Source organism: Bartonella sp. AP1QHHD (assembly GCF_042196265.1).
Classification (GTDB): Bacteria; Pseudomonadota; Alphaproteobacteria; order Rhizobiales; family Rhizobiaceae; genus Bartonella.
Genome location: NZ_JBHIPW010000086.1, coordinates 19,771 through 38,909 on the forward strand (window position 1 = coordinate 19,771; position 19,139 = coordinate 38,909).

Sequence of the window (19,139 nt, forward strand, 5' to 3'; positions counted from 1 at the left end):
AAAGTACCAGCACCATCCACTAACCAAGAGCGATTACACCCGCTATATCCACGCCCCTCATCAAAGCGCTCTTGCAAACAACTTTGTTAAAGGAAAAAACAACAATTTTAAGCAACATTTTTCTTTTTGACCTCTTCCTTACACCTCAAAAAATGAAGATTTTACCCAGAGTCAATTTATAGAAAATCCATTTTCTGACCACTCATGGGCTTCATATCAGCGCCCTAAATACCAGCATTTTACAGTACAAGATAATAAACAAAGGAAACATCAGAAAAGCTTTTCAAAAGTATCACAAAACGATTGATACAACATCCATACACTGAAGGGAAAAGCACTCCCTCTCATAACACCCAAAATCTCAAAAGAATACGCGAAGGGGAATTTTTCACATGCAGCGTTTAAGACGCTCATCAACCACCACCCTACCTACTTAGGAGAGATTACATGTTAGAGCAAAATTATCTATATAAAGGAACCAAAACACTCAAAAATAAATATGGCATCAAAGACCCTAAAAAACTGTATCAACGCAGTACCCATGACGTCACTAAAGCAGCCGTAAATTTTCGCCATGAACCACCCCCACAAAAATTTGATGCTTCCTATCTAAAACTAATCCACTGGAGCCTCTTCTACAAAACTTTTGAATGGGCTGGAAAAACCCGTGATACATCCTTTACATTTGAAGATGGCACCACTGCCCATATGCCGGCGATGCGTCCCAAAGCCTATGAAATTCCTTTTGCTATTGGACCGCAGATTCAAAAAGAACTAAAACAACTCGAAAAAACACTTAATGAAAAGAACAATTTAAAAGGTTTATTGCGCCAAGAATTTGCTGAAAGTGCCGCTGAAGTTTTTATGGCGCTCGAGCACGCACATCCTTTTAGAAAAGGCAATGGGCGCGTAAATCGAATGTTTATGGAAAAACTTGGACAAGCCGCAGGATATACCATTGACTTTTCTTTCATCACAAAAGAACGGATGACAGCAGCTTGTATTGAAGCTATGCAACATGGCAATCCCCAACCGATGAAAGATCTTTTTGAAGATATCACCCATCCGCAAAAATCCCTTGTTTTAAAAGAGTTCATCTCCCAAATGAGAAACGCTGGACTGGATGAAATTAACGATCGTGTTGTTGTTGCAGCAAAGGAAGATGTAACCTATGAAGGCATCTTTAGAGGTTTTTCAGCAGAAGGTTTTGTCATGGAAATAGAAGGGGCTTTCGTCGTCGGACACAAAGATGATCTCACCCCAGAACTCGTCAAAACATTACAAAACGGTGCCTGCTTCTGCTTTCAAAAAACCAACGTTCAAAGCTTAAAAGAAACACTGATCCCAAAAGAAACTTTAGCCCCTCTTACCCATGAAGAGTTATTCACAAGGATTTCAAATGACGCTTATGTTGAAGCGTGCCGAAAAGAAATCGAAAATTTATCAAAGACTGTTTATGGTAAAACCCAGGCCTTAAAGACAAAATTGGATATCATAACGGCAGCTCCAAACTTAGGAAATCAGTTTGCCGATGAAACTCTACAAAACCCTCAATCAATTTCTAAATTTGCTGGGAGTAAAATACTTGGCATGAAAAGTTCAAATCGCAGACAAGCCGAACAGGCTGTTCCACAACTCAGCCAAGCCCTTAAAAATTATGGCGCAATAACACAACAAACAAAAGATGCAATTCTAGAGCAACACCAAAGAGAACAAAATCGCCTGAACCACACTGTCGAAAAAACTGGAAAAAATTTACAAAACCTTTTTGCCTTACCAGAAGAACAACAAAGGGAAGCTTTATTGCATTCTCGTTCACTGCGACAAGAACTCCATACCTTTTCACGACAACTACACAATCGTCTATCCTCAGAAGATCGTAAAGCCATACAAGAAAAAGATTATACCAGACTAGCTTGCCTCCTTGGGACATCGGAAAGCAAAGCAAAAGAAATTGCGAATACTGTAAAGAACACCCAAGAAGCACAATGTCAAGCTCGCAGCTTGAAAGTTAGTCGCTCTTCATCGCTGGCTCTTACCGGCTAAAAACGCGTGAACTTTTGCCTTCCAACAGAACTCTTTATACCAATCATTTTATCTCCATTACACCCACCAATTGTTTTAAAATGTTACAAAAGATAGTCCTAAAAATGAATCCTATAATTTACTATAACTTATTGATAATATTTCATAAAAAAACTGTATAAAAGACATAAATGTCCATTACATATCAATATGAATAGCGTGAAGTCTTTGGAGACCATTCAGTTTGATATTCTTCTTTTGTCCTAAAAAATATCAAAAAAGTGGGGAATGCGCCAAAGAGGTTTTCTAAAAATATTGAAAGGAAACAGCCATGAAAAAAAGTCACCCAACTCCTTCTACCAATGTAGAGGAACTAAGACGACAATTTGAACAACAAAATCTAGGAGCTTCTAATATAGGAGACCTCTACGCAAAGGTTAACAAACCACCCAAAGAACAGCGCACCCCACAACAATATACACTTCAACAACCACCAGAAACGGTCTTTGCTCCCCAAAAGCCACTTGAACAACAAAATCTAAGAGCTTCTAATGTAGGAGACCTCTACGCAAAGGTTAACAAACCACCCAAAGAACAGCGCAACTCACAACAATATACACTTCAACAACCACCAAAAACGATCTATGCTCCCCAAAAGCCACTAGGAAATTCCTATGACAGACTTGGTGGGAGACCGAGTGATGGGCGACGCACCGACAGACTCGTAAACCCCTATTCAATAACGGATCTGGCGGCGCAAGGTTGGCAAACACCCTACGACACAGTTGGTGGAGGTGCACAGGGTGGACGACATCCCCAAGAACCAGAACATCTCTATGCAGAGCTTGATTTTGATGCAAATGGTGGACGCTCTCCCCAAAGATCACTCGAATCTGTCTATACAACGGTTGGCATGGGGGCTGAAGGCGGGCAAGAGTCTGAACAACTAGAAAATCCCATCTATCTAGGCGTTGGCGGAAATAGAATCTCCCCTCCCAGAACCCCAAAAGATGTGGTTACAACAAGGCTTTTACAAAACACAAGCTTTCAATATGGTGTAAGAGAAATCCAAGAGCGATGCAAAGTTGTTTATGGAAAAGAACATGCTTTGAATGGACCACTTGCGAAGATCCTTGACGATCCTCAAAATGCAGAACAAATCTTATGGGACCTTGCAGAAAATCCTCAAAGCGCTGGTAAGCTTGCAGGTCACAAAATACTTGGTGTAAAATCTCCAAGCCGCAGAGAAGCTGAAGATGAGTTTACCCACCTTTGCTCAGCTCTTGAGAGGCATATACATACGGCACAAAAGCTCCATAAACAGTTTACACGTGAACAGGAAAGAGAAAGAGGTCAAAAACAAGAAAATCCAGAAAGAGAAGCAGAACACAGACACCACCACCATCATCATCATCACGCAAGAGGACAAGAACAAAATAGTCCAGAGTACAGCCCACAACGACAAAGACATGGAGAAAAAGGAATGGCTTTTGCCATGTAAGTGGACATAAACGTAAAAACAGATAGTTTTTGTTTTTCATGTAATTTTTTTTCAGTGAGTTTCTTGGCGCAAATCGTTTCATCGGGATTGCGCCAAGAGTTGTTTTAAAATATTACAAAAAATAGTTCTAAAAAAGAATCCTATAATTTATCATAACTTATTGATAAAATTTCATAAAAAAACTGTATAAAAGACACAAAGGTCCGTTACACTACTCCCGAATAGCGCGAAATCTTTGGCGGTCATTCAGTTGGATATCTTCCTTTATATAAAAGCTATCAAAACTAAAAGTGGGGAATGCACCAAAGAGGTTTTCTAAAAATATTGAAAGGAAACATGTATGAAAAAACATCATCAACATCCTTCTGCAAATCCAGAAGCCCTCTATGCAACAGTTAATAAACCAACCAGAGGAAACCAGCGCGGTCCAACCCCAGAAGAAGAAGTTCTATACGCATCAGTTAGCAGTATTTCTCCTTCCAAAGGGAGACACCATAATCAAAGGCAACAAGAATCTGAGACCGACTATGCAACGGTTGCTCCCCCAAAACGTGAAGCTGAGGTTACATACGCATCAGTTAGCAGTATTTCTCCTTCAAGAGGTAAACACCATAATCAAAGGCAGCAAGAATCTGAAACCGACTATACAACGGTTTCTCCACAACAAAGAGGAAGATCTTCATCTTCCCTCACAACGGAGCAAATAACTGTCATACTTTTAAAAGATCCACATGTTAAAGCATATGGAGAAGAGGTCATACATTGGGGTGCAACTGTTTATGGAAAGGACAATATTTTTCAGAAACACTTGCAAGACATACTTACAGATCCCCGTAAAGGAAAAGACCTTTCAAATCAACTTGCTGAAAATCCTGAGTCTATACATAAGCTTGCGGGCCACCAAACACTTGGCATAAAAAGCCAAGCACGAAGAGCAGCTGAAGATGGTTTTAGATTGCTCGTTGATGCCGTTGATGGTTATACGAAAGCTGTAGAAAACGCAAAAGAACAGCTATTGAAAACCCCTCTAGCGGAGCAAAAACGCCGTCAAGAAAATTCTCAGCAAGTTGAGAGACACCATCATCATCATCGTCATCACGCAAGAGGACAAGAACAAAATAGTCCAGAGCACAGCCCTCAAAGACAAAGACACGGAGAAAGAAGAATGGCTTATGCCATGTAAGGGGCATAAACATAAAAACAGATAGTTTTTATTTTTCATTTAATCTTTTTTTCAGTGAGTTTCTTGGCGCAAATCGTTTCATCGCGATTGCGCCAAGAATTGTTTTAGAATGTTACAAAAAATAGTCTTAAAAATGGCGCCTGTAATTCACGATAACTATTGATAACTTATTGATAATATTTCACAAAAAAACTATATAAAAGACACAAATGTCCATTAAGCTGATTGCAAATAGCGCAGATGGAAGCTCATTCAGCTCGATATTTCTTTTGTCTCAAAGCGATCCAAGTATAAAAGGCAAGAATGCACCAAAGAGGTTTTCTAAAACAATTTTTGAAAGGAAACATGCATGAAAAAAAAACACCCTCATCCTTTTCCATCCTCTTCAATACAAGAACTTATAAGGCTCTATGAACAAGCGGCGGCAGAGGTCTCAGGCGCAGCCCCCCTTCCTAAAGAAACACCTTCAAAAAGCAAAAGACTGTCATCCATACCGGAAGAAGATGAGGAAAGACAATCTCTTTTAAGCGAAGAAACTGTACATGCATCAACAAATCCAACAGCTTCGTTAACAAGAGGCGGCTCTACCAAAAGGCAGCAAAAACCTGAAACGACACACTCAACAGTTACTTCACAAGTTACCCAAAGGACAACAAGAGTTCTCTCAGAGGAAGAAATCATTCTATTGCTTCCACACCATTCATTAATTAGAACCTATCAAGAAGAAATCCAACATTTATCCGCAAGTGCCTATGGTAACCCAAACATTTTGCAAGAAAAAATGCAGGAAATTCAAAGAAATCCCGCTGCAGGAGAAGAGCTCTCATGGCGCATGGCAGCCCATCCTGAAAGTCTTGCTAAACTTTCCGGCACCAGCATGTTGGGCTTTAAAAATCGAGTGCGTAAACAAGCGGAAGAGTGTTTTTCCGCTCTCAGTATCACCGTTGATTGTTATACAGAAGCCGTAAAACAGGCAAGAGAGAGCCTCTTACAATCTCCAGAGCAAGAACTCAAAAACTATGAACGCTTTATGGGGAAGGAAGCCGTCGCTGAACTTCTAAAAAAACCAGATCGTTCCCAAAGGGAAAAAGAAACGCTTTCAGAGACAGAAATTTCTACCCAAATTCAACAACATTCAAAAGTCAAAAGACACCATGCCCAAATCCAATATTGGTGCGGAGTTGTTTTTGGCAACACAAACATTTTGCAATCACAAACAGAAGAGCTTTTCCAAAACCCTGAAACAATAGAACAGCTGGCACAGCAACTTGCCGGAAATCCTCAGTCTTTTAACAAATACACTGGTCGTAACTTTTGTGGCTTTAAAAATAAAGCACGCAGACATGCTGAAGCGGGTCTTTCTCACCTCATTGACGCCGCTGACAATTATGCAACAGCTGTAACACAAGTAAGAGAGAGCCTTTCAAAAACTCAGCAGACAAAACAAGAACACAATGAAGCACCTTCTAAGAGAGCGCAAAACTTGCACCAACAACAAAGCGTCTCACAGTCTGCTCAACGTCCCGAGCCTTCAATAGTAACGCATGAAGGAGCAACACCCTCTACGCAACAAAGAGAAACAGATATTCGTCCTCGCAAAACTGCCGCCCCAAAAGCGATGGCTTTTGCCAGCTAAACAGACATAAGTTTTCACGTTGAATCTAACGTCTTGGCGCAACACAGGAAAGAGGTGTTTGCGCCAAGAAAGAGAGAAAAATTGAAACAAAATTTATTTTTCTGTCCCTTAACCCAAACACTGAGAAAATAATCTTTAGAGAATGATTATGATCTGAACCATGAGAGTCAAATCGTGCGAGAGCATTCAGTTTCATATCCTCTCTCATAAAAGCAAATGAAAAAGCATAAAACAGAATAAAAACCAACGTACATTTTTAAATAGTATTTAAAAACAATATTGGAAGAGTTTGAAAGGAACATGTATGAAAAAAAGAAATCCCTCCCCTTTTATCACCGAAATGATGGAAAAATTTCAACAACCGGCTGAACAATCCCCCACCAGAACCCCTCCTTCCCAAGTTTCTCAAAGTTTGCCAAAAGCAACTGTAGAAAAACGCCCAGAAAATTTATCCCCCCACCCAAAAGTTGCTCCACCACCACCCCCTCGTATGAAAAGCCCAATGCAAACCAGCACAATGCCTCCTAACGCCAAAAACCAAGAGGCGCCTCCCCCACAAAAAAAAGCAGCCCCACAAAGACCCCCGCGTGCAAAAGAGAGGCAACAACATAAACCGACAGTTCAAGAGTCCCCCTCCCTACAGACAAAAGTGGCTCCGCCCCCTCCTCCACGCATGAGAGAAAAAACACAAACCGGCACAACAATCTCCAACTCAAAAAACCAAGAAAGCTCCTCCACACACACAAAAGCAGCTCCACAAAAACCCCCGCGTGCAAAAGAGGGGCAACAACATAAACCAACAGTTAAAGAGTCCCCCTCCCTACAGACAAAAGTGGCTCCGCCCCTTCCTCCACGCATGAGAGAAAAAGCACAAACCGGCACAAAAATCCCCAACTCAAAAATCCAAGAACACTCCTCTCCGCACACAAAAGCAGCTCCACAAAGACCTCCACGCGCAAAAGATAAGCAACAAAACAAAACAACAGCTCAAGAGGGAGAACATCTCTATGCAACGCCTACTCCGCAAACACCCCCACGCATGAGAGACAGAGTGCAAAACGGCACAAAAATCCAAAATCCTGAAACACACGAACCAAGTGTTAGACCCAAAACACTATCACATATGAAAATCAGGCAGCAAAGCAGTTCATCATCACAAGACAGTGGAACATATGCCGTCCCGCCTTCAAGAAAACCGCACCGTATGGAAAACAGAAAACAAAGCGATACTGTCGTCCAAAAGCCTGCCTCTCCACACACAGCAATTGAACAACCAAAATCGTCTCACGAACAAAAACCATCTATTAATACAATGGAAAGAGAGCTATTGCTCGTAGCATATCAAGAAGAAATACGATTTTTGTGCGAAAAGGTTTATGGCGACCGGCTTATTTTAAGTGAAAGAATAGAAGCAATCAAAGAAAACCCCGATATGGGAGAACAGCTCTTATGGGATGTTACAGAACAGCCTAAGTCTATTTCTAAGCTTGCTGGTAGAAAAGTTCTTGGCATAAAAAACCATGCGCGCAGAAAAGCTGAAGAAACTCTTCCCACCCTATGTGCTGCCATTAACGGTTATGTGTATACTTCAAAATATACAAAAAGTGAAAATATTTTACAAGGTTCTCACACGGAACAACAACATCAGCGACAAACACAAGAGGAAGAGCTAACAAATCAACATTTACAAAATCCGCTCAATTCAGAAAAGAAAATAAAGCCTCTCTCAAATGAGGAAATTGCCCGCAGAGTTCAAAAAGATCCATCGGTTCAATATGGTCAAAGAGAGATCCAATATTGGTGCCAAATTGTTTATAAGGATCCATTTATTTTGCAATATAGAATAGAAGATATGCAAAAAATTCCAGAGATGGGAGAAGAGCTTGTATTTCAAATTGAAAAGGATTCTGCATCTGTTGCTCCACTTGCTGGTAAGCAAGTCCTTGGCGTAAAAAATGGAGCACGCAAAGCCGCTGAAGAACATCTTCCTACTCTTTGTACCGTCATTAAGGAGTATGCTGAAACTGTAAAACAGTTAAGAGAAACCATTGTGCAAAACCATCAGGCAGAACAACAAAAACGTTATCAACCACCTACCGATCTCGATAAAAAATTACAAAAGCAGCAAAGCTTATCGCAGCCCCCAAAGCTGCCTGAACGCTCAACAGCAAAGCGGCATCAAGAAGTTGCAGAAACTTCTAGACAGGAAGACCAGCCGCATGTTCGACCGCGCAGAGCCGAAACATCAAAAGCAATGGCTTTGTCGTGATAAATCTCCTAATTGTTGGCTTTTCATCCAAAACTTTGGTGCAATTATCTTGCCAAGATTGCACCAAAGACGGTGTATGAAATACAGAAAATTTTGAATAAGACACCCCATTATTTTACAGAATTCATTGATAAAATTTCACGATAATACTTTATAAAAATTACAAACTTTAACTTTGTTCCATGCGAATAAGGTCAATTTTTTCAATCATTCAAATAGGCATTCTTCTTTGAAGAAAACGCTATGAAAATAACATAAGGCAAAAAATGTAAACAAAGAAGATTTCAAAAATAATGTTACCATTTGAAAGGAAATATGCATGAAAGAAAACACAGAACATTGTGCCTCCTCTACACAGGAAGAATTGCAAGAACAACACTCTGTAATTAATGCAGCCATTTCAAAGCAAATCAATGAAGAAGCGCAAAATTTTTTCTACCCCAATAGCAAAGTGCTTAAAAATAAATACCGCATCAAAGATAAAGAAATATTAAAAGAATGCTGTTCTAATGATGTAAAAAAAGAAATGATAAAACTGCACCAAGAACCTCTACCAGAGCAGTTTAATGCCTCTTATCTAAAATACCTTCATCAACGCCTCTTTTCCCGTGCATTTGAATGGGCCGGACAAACACGCCAAGAGCCTTTTACATTTGAAGATGGCACTGTTGCTTATATGCCCATTTTGAAAAGAAAAGAATTTACAAAACCTTTTGCGATTGGCAGAAAAATACAGGAGGGACTAGAAAAGTTAGATAAAACGCTTGCTGAAAAGAATAATTTACAAGGCTTAACGCGCGAAGAATTCGTTGAACAAGCAGCTGGTATAATGATAGATTTGCACCACTTGCATCCTTTCAGAGAGGGCAATAGGCGCACAAAGAGACTGTTTGTTGAAAAACTCTCTCAAGCAGCAGGACATGAGCTAGACTTTTCTCTTGTGAGCAAAAAACGTAAAGACTTTGTCCGCGCCGCTGCCATGGAACATGGCAACCCAGAGCCTATGAAGCATCTGCTTGAAGATATCTCAAATCGAGAAAAATTGCTCCTCTTACGAGAATTCACCAACTCTATGAGAGAGCTTGGATTGGATGAAAAAAATTATTATCTCGCTGTCGTTGCAAAAGAAGGAGAAACCTATCATGGTACCTATAGAGGCAGTGGACCCAATGGCTTCATGCTTGATGCCAACGGGATTTTCATCTTGGGAAATAAAAAAGATCTTACCCCAGAGCAAATACAGACATTAAAAATCGGTGATGCCCTCTCCTTTACAGCACCAAAAGTTCAAAACCCAGAAAAAAACCAGCAAAAAACATTGCTTCCAGAAGAAAAAAGAGCCACTCTTAAAAACGATGAAATAACTGAAAAGAGCAAAGACAACGCATCCATTCAAACAAAGAAAAAAGAACAAGCCCATTTTTCACCATGGATTGCCCCTCATGCTTTACATGACAGCGTTGAAGTTATACCCCAAAGTTTGCAAGAACAAGAAAAAGAACAAATGGCACAACCAATTGCTCAATCGGCTTCCGCTATGAGGCAAATGCAAAAAGATTTTCAAAAAAACATTTTACAGAGCAGTAATACAGCGACAAATAATTCAATATCTGTCAAAATGACAAAGGAGACACGCTCTGATCATCAAGAAAGAACAAAACAGCCCCCAAAAAAAGCAATGGCATACTGGGATACTGGTGCAAGAAAAACGGACACCATCCCTCTCACCTTACAGGAGAAATTATCCTCACCGCCTGAAACCGAAGAAAATAAGACAATACACCGTAATTTCTTTTACCCCAATAGTATCACCTTAAAGAATAAATATGGAATAAAAGACTATGGAAAATTAAAAGTGCAATGTGCCCATGATACAACAAAAGCAATCATTCATCTGCGCCAAGAAGCGCCACCACAAAAACTAACCTCCACATATCTCCAATATATTCATCACACCCTATTTAAAAATACTTTTGAATGGGCCGGACAAACACGCGAAAAACCATTTACATTTGAAGATGGTACCGTTGCTTATATGCCAATGATGAAAAAAGCTGGGATTTCTTTTGCCTCAGCAAAACAGATACAGGAGAGTCTAGAAAATTTAGATAAAATACTTGCTGAAACGAATAGTTTAAAAGGCTTAACCCGCGAAACATTTGTTGAACATGTCACTGAAATGTTGATACAGCTCAACTATACACATCCTTTCAGAGAAGGCAATGGACGCACGCAACGAATGTTTTTTGAAAAACTTGGGCAAGTTGCTGGCCACACACTCGACTTTTCTCTTGTAACAGAAAAACGTATGAATCTTGCCAGTATTGCATCGCTAAAACATAACGATAAAGAAGAAATGAAACATCTGCTTGAAGATATTTCAAATCCAGAAAAAACACTTATTTTAAAAGAATTCATGGACAGTATGAAACATATCGGGCTTGAGAGTATTCATCATTATCTTATTATAACAGCAAAAGAAGGTCATACCTATAAAGGCTTTTACAGAGGCAGTGGACCCAATGGCTTTATGCTTGATGCTAACGGAATTTTCATCTTGGGAAATAAAAAAGATCTCACCCCAGAGCAAATACAGACATTAAAAATCGGTGACGCCCTCTCCTTTACAGCACCAAAAATTCGAAACCAGCAAGAAGTGCTTATCCCCGCACAAACAATAGCCCCCCTTACCAACAATGAAATTGCCACAAGGATAAAAAACAACGCATCCATTCAAGCAAGAAGAAAAGAAATAGAAACTTTGTGCCAAATCATTTATGGCAATCGTCATATTTTGCGGGAAAGAATTGAGATGATCCATGAAAATCATACTGAAGGAGAACAACTCACCTATCAAATTACCACCTCTCCCCAATCGATTTCTAAGCTTTCTGGTAGCAATGTATTTGGCATCAAAAACAACGCGCGCGCCCATGCTGAAGAAAATATTTTGCCCCTCTGTAGAGCCATTGATCGTTATATCAATATTTCTAAACAAACAGAAAGAGACATTCTCCATACCCATCATGTAAAACAAAGGCGGTGTGAACAGTCGGTAGAAATGCCTAAGGCTTGGATGAAAAATCTCCTTTCCTTGTCAAAAGCACAACAGCAAGAAACTTTATCAAACTCTCCTGAATTAAGGGGAGAGATAAGGACTTATATCAAAAAAATCAATGAGCGCTTATCTTCAAATGAGCATGAAGTTATAAAAGAAAATAATCCTGAAAGACTTGCGAAGAGTCTTGGCACATCAACCATCAAAGCAAAAGAGATTATGGAAATAGTCAAGCAGATAAAAGAGATAGAACCGCATATACAACCCATGTATTTTTATAACCATAAATTCGATGAGCGCTTAGCACCAAACCAGTATCAATCTATCCAGCATCAATCTATAAAGAAAAATAATGAAAAAAAATGTTCCAACACCCTTGATAAAGAAGCAATTAAAGTGCAAAAAATGATAGAAATCGTCAATCAGAGTCCCAAAAGACAAGAAAATATTCAACCTCACAAAACGGAGCACATAAAAGCAATGGCAATGAATATCTAAAAGGTTTATAAACTTTAACTTTTTTGCCCCCTCTGGTAAAAATGATAGCCTTTACCCCCCCCTCTGCCTTCATCGGCAAATCAATTGCACCTCAACGAGAATGGAAACCATGAGAGAGTAATTTTATCTTATTTCCTCAGATTTTATCCTCATCAACTGTGAAAAGAAACCTGAACAGCAAAAATGCTGTTGAAAGATCATATCTTCCTATCCTCTTGTTTATGTAATCTCTAAAACAGGAGGGCAGACAAATTTTGGGAGAACATAAAGCCGTAAAAGTGAAAACCAATCACCAGCTTTACCATCACCTTTTAGCTCAGCCTTACGACTTTTAAAAACATCTAAAGCGCTGTTTTTTTTTAATAATGAAAATTGCGCATTGCTCCACGCTTTTATTTTATTTGCATTCTTTTAATAGGGTCACACCCCTCACATAAAACAGAACGGTATTGGGTTGCACTATTCACGACATCACACCATAAAGAGAAATTATCATTATATATCCCTACATATCCCTTCAAATTGTTGTGATATCACTCGCATATTTCAGTTTGAAAAAGAAATTTTAATTATTTTATGGCAACAATAAAAACTTTAATGCAACAGTAAACAAGGAGCATAAAAAAGTCTTCAAGCACCATTGTTGACAGAAAGATAAACACCGTCGTAAAACGCTTACAAAAAGTATCCTTGATTAGGATAGAGATCAGATTTTTACGATTTAAAACGCTTTATTTCTCCTGTCATCGCTTCTCTTTACAACAAAGCTGATATATCTTTATGACATTGATTAAAAAAATTGCAACAGTTGCTTCCGGAACCCTCATGAGCCGTATTTTTGGCTTCGTACGCGAAATGCTTATGGCCGCAGCCCTAGGGACAGGTCCTGTTTCTGATGCCTTTAACGCTGCTTTTCGTTTTCCCAACACATTTCGTCGTTTTTTTGCTGAAGGTGCCTTTAACGCTGCTTTCATTCCTCTTTTTGCAAAAAAAATCACTGAAGAAGGTCACGAAACGGCATGCAAATTTGCAGAAGAAGTCTTTGGCGTTCTCTTTTCGCTGCTCTTACTGTTAACGATTGCGATGGAACTGAGTATGCCTTTTTTGGTACGAACCATTATTGCCCCAGGTTTTACCGAAGATGCAACAAAATTTAACGCTACAATTCACTTTACTGCAATCATGTTTCCCTATTTAACCTGCATGTCGCTTGCTGCCATGATGGGGGGCATGCTTAATGCGCTGCGACGCTATTTTATTGCCGCCATTGCCCCACTCTTTTTAAATATTATTCTGATTGGTGTGCTTGCCTATGCTTGGATCTATAAACTTGACGCTTGGCATATTGGCTTAAATCTCTCTTGGGGTGTATTGGCAGCAGGGCTTCTTCAGCTCACCTTAATTGCCCTTGCTTTGCGTCAAAGTGGAATGAAAATTTCCTTCCGCCAGCCCCATTTAAGTCCTAATGTTCGTAAGCTATTAACTTTAGCATTCCCAGCAGCCATCACAGGTGGCATCACGCAAATTAATTTGCTTATTAATACCAACATTGCTTCTAGTCAATCGGGTGCTGTCTCTTCTTTGATGTATGCTGATCGTCTTTATCAATTGCCTTTAGGCGTAATCGCCATTGCCGTTGCAACCGTTCTTTTACCAGAGTTAACACGCGCTTTGCGGAGCAAAAAGCATAAAGAAACCCACCATTTACAAAATCGCTCTATTGAATTAACATTGTTGTTAACACTTCCAGCATCCATCGCTTTTTTGCTGCTCTCCACTCCCATTGTCAGTTTGCTCTTTGAACGAGGACAATTTACCAGTCAATCAACACACCATGTTGCACAATTACTGGAACTTTATGGACTAGGACTTCCAGCTTTTGTTCTCATTAAAGTCTTTATTCCTAATTTTTTTGCTCATGAAGATACCAAAACACCGATGATTTTTACAGGTATTTGCGTTTTCATCAATATCAGTCTCGCCTTAACATTATTTCCTATTCTATCTGCACGAGGCATTGTTATTGCTGAAATTACCTCTGGATGGGCCAACACCCTTTTGCTGTGGAGTGTCCTTATCAAACGCGGTTATTGGAAATACGACTTCCAACTGATAAAGCGAATATTATGTCTCATGATGGCAACTCTTTTGAGTGCACTAGCCCTCTATTACGGATTGAATGTGTTTGGTTTTTTGTCTTTTCCTTTATCCTCACAAGCATCATTTTTCTTGCGCGCGATCACCTTAGCTGGGATCATGATTGGCATATTTTTGATCTATTTTAGTGCCTATTTTTTATTCAACACCCGTTCCTTTTTTCACACGCTTAAAAATTTGAAAAAACGCTCATAATATCTATACTTTGTCAAAAACAATAAAATGAATAACCTTAATTGAAGAAAGAGCACTCCTATGGATACCTTCACACCACTTGTCTTTTCCGGCGTACAACCGAGTGGTCATTTACATCTTGGCAATTATCTTGGAGCCATTCAGCGTTGGGTTGAACTGCAAAACTCTCATCACTGCCTCTATTGTGTTGTGGATATGCATGCGCTCACAGTCAACCCAGATCCCCTTACTTTACGCGAATCCACCAGAACAGTGACAGCAGCCTTTTTAGCCTGCGGTATTGATCCTCAAAAACACATTATTTTTAACCAATCACGTGTTTTTCAACATGCTGAACTTGCCTGGATTTTTAATTGTGTTGCCCGTATCGGCTGGCTTCAACGCATGACACAATTTAAAGATAAAGCGGGAAAAGATCGCGAAAAAGCATCCATCGGGCTTTTTGCCTATCCCACTTTGATGGCTGCTGATATTTTAGTTTATCGTGCAACGCATGTTCCAGTAGGCGAAGATCAAAAACAGCATGTTGAACTCACACGCGATATTGCACAAAAATTTAACAACGACTATGCACAGCGTATTGCCGAATTAAATTTTGGTATCTCTATGCAAACAGATGAAGAAAAAAGACAAGGCTTTTTTCCCCTCCCAGAGGCGCTTATCGGAACAACAGCCACACGCGTTATGTCTTTGCGCGATGGGACAAAAAAAATGTCAAAATCAGATCCTTCAGATTTTTCACGCATTAATTTGACCGATGACGCTGATCTTATCGCAAAAAAAATACGCAAAGCCAAAACGGATTCGGCTCCTCTTCCCGATACCCTAACCGCTTTAAAAGAACGACCAGAAGTAGATAACCTGCTTGGTATTTATGCCGCCTTTGCCAAAGTTAGCAAAGAAAAGATTCTTTTAGAATTTTCTGGTCAACAATTTTCGCATTTTAAAACAGCTCTAGCCGACCTTGTTGTCCATAAGCTTGCCCCTATAACAGAAGAATTACGTCGCCTTCATCAAGAAAGCGGTTATATCGACTCTGTTTTGCATGATGGCGCTAAACGTGCTAGTATGCTCGCAGAAGAAAATATGAAAAAAATTCGTGAAATTATTGGATTTTTGCACAATACATAAAAATAATAAAACTAAAAACTGTAGAGAGCAAAAAAATCGTTTGTACAAAATAGAGAAAGTGCATGATTTCCAAACCCCAAAATCCGAAAAAAGAACCAAAGAAAAAAAACTTAGTTATTATCGATGAAACACCAGAGTGTCGGCGTGCCGTTGCGTTTGCCGCACAGCATGCCCAAAATACCAGTAGAACATTGGTATTACTTTGTGTCGTTGATAGTGTAGAATTTCAACATTTTCTGGGTGTTAACAACGTTATGCGTACAGAATCAAAGCAAAGTGCTCATAAAATATTAGGAGACATTGCCAATGAAGTCCGCACCACCCATGCGCTTGAAACAGAAATAGTGGTGCGTGAAGGAAAAAAAATTGATGAGATTTCCAAACTGATCGACGAAGATAAAAGGATTGCACTCATTGTTTTAGCAGCCAGTGGACATACAGAAGGACCAGGACCCCTTGTTCAATTAATCGGGAATAAAGGGACAGCTTTTTCAATCCCTGTCATTGTTATTCCTAGCAATCTTGCCGATGAAGATATTAGATCTATTGCCTAAAAAATATAATATTATACAATGTAAGATCTTCCCAAGCCTTCATTATAAAAGGAGAATCTATGTTTATTCAAACTGAAACCACCCCAAACCCTGCAACACTTAAATTCCTGCCAGGACGCGTGGTTCTTTCTGAGGGCGTATTAGAATTTCGTGACCGTGAAGAAGCAGCTAAAAACTCACCTTTAGCGGCTAAACTGTTTAATATTCCCAATATCAATGGTGTCTTTTTAGGTTATGATTTTATCACCGTAAGCAAAAAAGAAGGGGAATGGCAACATCTTAAGCCCGTCATTTTAGGCACAATTATGGAACATTTTCTATCCAATGAGCCAGTGATCACCACCAACGCCACAACACAAGCACAAACCCATGCCCTTAACGAAGAATTTTATGACAAAAAAGATGCTGATATTGTCTTAACCATTAAAGAGCTCCTTGAAACGCGTATCCGCCCCGCAGTTGCCAATGATGGTGGAGATATTACTTTTCGTGGATTTGAAAATGGTATTGTTTATCTCAATATGCGCGGCGCCTGTGCTGGATGTCCCTCTTCAACGGCAACCCTCAAACATGGTATTGAAAATCTTTTACGCCATTTTATCCCTGAAGTTTTAGGCGTTGAAGCCATGCCACAATAAATATTGACCTCAATAGGTAAAATAACCACACCGATTGCCCCTCTTCAACAGCGCTCAAACATGGAGTGCAAAAATCTTACGTCATTTTATTCCTGAAATTTTAGAAGTAAGCCATGCAGCCATAAAAATAGAGTATTGTTAAAAAAATCTGTCAAATAATGATATCTTCACTCACCTTGCTCCTCCACATATGCCTTAAAAAGCTTTCTGCCCTTTTAAGAGCATAAGTTGTTTCAATAAACCAATTTATACGTACACAGAAGTACAACGCATGAGCGTGCACTTTAAATTTATTTTATCTCATCATCTTGTCATGCAATTTTAACCAAGAAAATACACCCCGTTACAAAAAAGAAAACCCAAAAAAGAAAACATTGCAAGATAGAGTGCCCATTTGCTTCATCTTTCTCAGCTCTCCAAACGATAAAATCATGCAAAATACTTCTTGTAGCAAGCCGGCACCATCATTATATCTGCGAGCCCCCAATGTTGCGACAGCCCTTGGCACTTAAGACGATTCATAAGAGCCATTTTTACTCCTTTCTTTCCTCACTTTACCCACACGCCAGCCCCGCGTGTGGTGTGCAAGCAAGTGATTTTAATTGATTCAACATGGAACAGATTTGAAATGAGAGAATCCCACGTTATTCGGGGTTCTAATTCAATATGAATAACGCTAATTTATTATTATAAATCAATATGTTGTAGCAGCAAGTTGACAAAGATCACATTTTGCAACTTGAATGAGAATTCTGACATTCTTCTTATTTCAATTCTGTTTATGTTGCACCAATCAAAATCGTCCGCTTACACAGCACAAACTGGATAATAACAAAAACTATTTTTAATAGCGCTTATGCACACTTTTATAAGAGACTGTTGCAGAACTAAGAGCTGGAAAATGAATGACAGTACGACCTTGTCAAGATCATAGCGTCCTTTTTCCATTCTTAAAATCAAGAATTCCCCCTATCATTTTCAATCTCATTTCCATAAATATAACGAAAAAGGTGTAACTACCCATAAAAAATAAATACATCGAAGCCAGATCTATTATGGTTGTTTGAGAAATTATCTGATAAAAAAGAAAGAATATTTTTTCAATTCAGCAGGAATAAGTTTGTCTACTTTACGGCGTTGTTCTTCTCATAAAGCGCATACTTTTATTGTTGCTTGTGAGTCAACATCCAGTCCCCCATAACCACATATTAAAAGAAAAGAAAGTGTCGCTATTTCTCTGCGAGACATGGCTTTGCAATAAAGGAAAACATATTGCTTCTATCTGATTGGTGTGATCTATGAAACAAGAAAAGAAGCCCATTGGAGAAAAATATGCCCAATTAGAGAAGAATGTAAAAATAGGAAACCAACGAAATGCAAAAACAATTGCAAGAAAATAAATGCCTAAACTTTTTTCACAAACTCCGACTTTAAACTCATCTGACCAATCCCAGGAATTTTGCAATCGATATTATGATCCCCATCCACCAAGCGAATATTCTTTACCTTCGTCCCCCCTTTTAAAACAGATGAAGCGCCTTTTACTTTCAGATCTTTTATCACCATAACGGTATCTCCGTTTGTTAAAATCTGACCATTGGCATCATAAACAGTATTGACAAGAACCGTATCATCGTTTTTTTGTGGCCATTCATGTGCGCATTCAGGACACACAAAATTTTCACCATCTTCATAAGTATAAAGACAATCACAACGAGGACATTTGGGATATTGGGTCATAAATTCCCCTTATTAAAAGAAAAATCATTCATTATGACTGGTCATAAAGCAAGAAGTGCTTATTGTCCATTATTTTAGAAAAACATTTCCCTTTGTTTCAACTCTCATCTGCCAACTGTGTTTATGAATGCCCTCATCACATACCATACATGGGTTTATAAAAATGATTATCATTATACAACTCAAATAAGCCCCCCGCATATCATAAAATTTACGCACTGCATTCTCTCTAATAAATTAATCAAAATCATTTTCTTATACATCACCAATGCAATTAACGAATGGATAACAAAACAATTAGAAAAGGAACATCTCTGAATAAAACGTTCTCAGAGAGCTAAAAACTATTGCAGCATTGAGAAACAAGAAAATGATGTCCCCAATTAACCTTTTATTTAAGTAAAGATAACAGTCATAATATTAGAGAATAGACTGATTTATAATCATAGTTAATGGTTTTGTATATTGAATGAGAGCCGATAAATAAGCTGAGATTCTCTCAGCCCCTTTTACATTGAAACAACCAAAGCCTTTTGCATGTTACAAGTAGGAAA

11 protein-coding genes are annotated in these 19,139 nt (G+C 39.0%); 10 read left to right on the top strand and 1 reads right to left on the bottom strand.

Features of this window, described 5'->3' with window-relative positions; genetic code table 11:
• The first annotated feature begins 447 nt into the window (after positions 1-447).
• From ACFIME_RS07335 to ACFIME_RS07380, 10 genes are all read left to right on the top strand, one after another.
• The gene (locus ACFIME_RS07335) at positions 448-2,046 is read left to right on the top strand and encodes a BID domain-containing T4SS effector (protein WP_375684733.1); all 1,599 of its coding nucleotides are present in this window, start codon (positions 448-450) and stop codon (positions 2,044-2,046) included.
• 310 nt (positions 2,047-2,356) lie between these two features.
• A complete protein-coding gene (locus tag ACFIME_RS07340; protein ID WP_375684734.1) occupies positions 2,357-3,526 on the top strand; it encodes a BID domain-containing T4SS effector in 1,170 nt (389 codons plus the stop codon).
• A gap of 340 nt (positions 3,527-3,866) precedes the next feature.
• On the top strand, positions 3,867-4,709 hold the full coding sequence (locus tag ACFIME_RS07345) for a BID domain-containing T4SS effector (RefSeq protein ID WP_375684735.1): 843 nt from the start codon (positions 3,867-3,869) through the stop codon (positions 4,707-4,709).
• 349 nt (positions 4,710-5,058) lie between these two features.
• Positions 5,059-6,345, top strand: a complete 1,287-nt coding sequence (locus ACFIME_RS07350; protein WP_375684736.1) for a BID domain-containing T4SS effector — start codon at positions 5,059-5,061, stop codon at positions 6,343-6,345.
• Positions 6,346-6,649: 304 nt separating this feature from the next.
• Positions 6,650-8,614 (top strand): BID domain-containing T4SS effector, encoded by a 1,965-nt coding sequence (locus ACFIME_RS07355; RefSeq protein ID WP_375684737.1) that lies wholly within the window; start codon positions 6,650-6,652, stop codon positions 8,612-8,614.
• A 319-nt stretch (positions 8,615-8,933) separates the two neighbouring features.
• The gene (locus ACFIME_RS07360; RefSeq protein WP_375684738.1) at positions 8,934-12,170 is read left to right on the top strand and encodes a BID domain-containing T4SS effector; all 3,237 of its coding nucleotides are present in this window, start codon (positions 8,934-8,936) and stop codon (positions 12,168-12,170) included.
• 780 nt (positions 12,171-12,950) lie between these two features.
• Positions 12,951-14,522, top strand: coding sequence for a murein biosynthesis integral membrane protein MurJ (gene murJ, locus ACFIME_RS07365; protein WP_273790944.1), 1,572 nt, complete (start codon positions 12,951-12,953; stop codon positions 14,520-14,522).
• Between the two features lie 60 nt (positions 14,523-14,582).
• Entirely contained in the window at positions 14,583-15,653 is a 1,071-nt protein-coding gene (trpS, locus tag ACFIME_RS07370; protein WP_375662371.1) for a tryptophan--tRNA ligase, read from the top strand.
• A gap of 62 nt (positions 15,654-15,715) precedes the next feature.
• Positions 15,716-16,207 (top strand): universal stress protein, encoded by a 492-nt coding sequence (locus ACFIME_RS07375; protein ID WP_375662370.1) that lies wholly within the window; start codon positions 15,716-15,718, stop codon positions 16,205-16,207.
• A gap of 59 nt (positions 16,208-16,266) precedes the next feature.
• Complete coding sequence (locus ACFIME_RS07380; RefSeq protein ID WP_375662369.1) at positions 16,267-16,845, top strand: NifU family protein; 579 nt, start codon at positions 16,267-16,269, stop codon at positions 16,843-16,845.
• Positions 16,846-18,249: 1,404 nt separating this feature from the next.
• On the opposite strand, the gene ACFIME_RS07385 is transcribed toward ACFIME_RS07380, so the two are convergent.
• A complete protein-coding gene (locus tag ACFIME_RS07385; RefSeq protein WP_375618296.1) occupies positions 18,250-18,585 on the bottom strand; it encodes a zinc ribbon domain-containing protein YjdM in 336 nt (111 codons plus the stop codon).
• Positions 18,586-19,139: the final 554 nt, after the last annotated feature.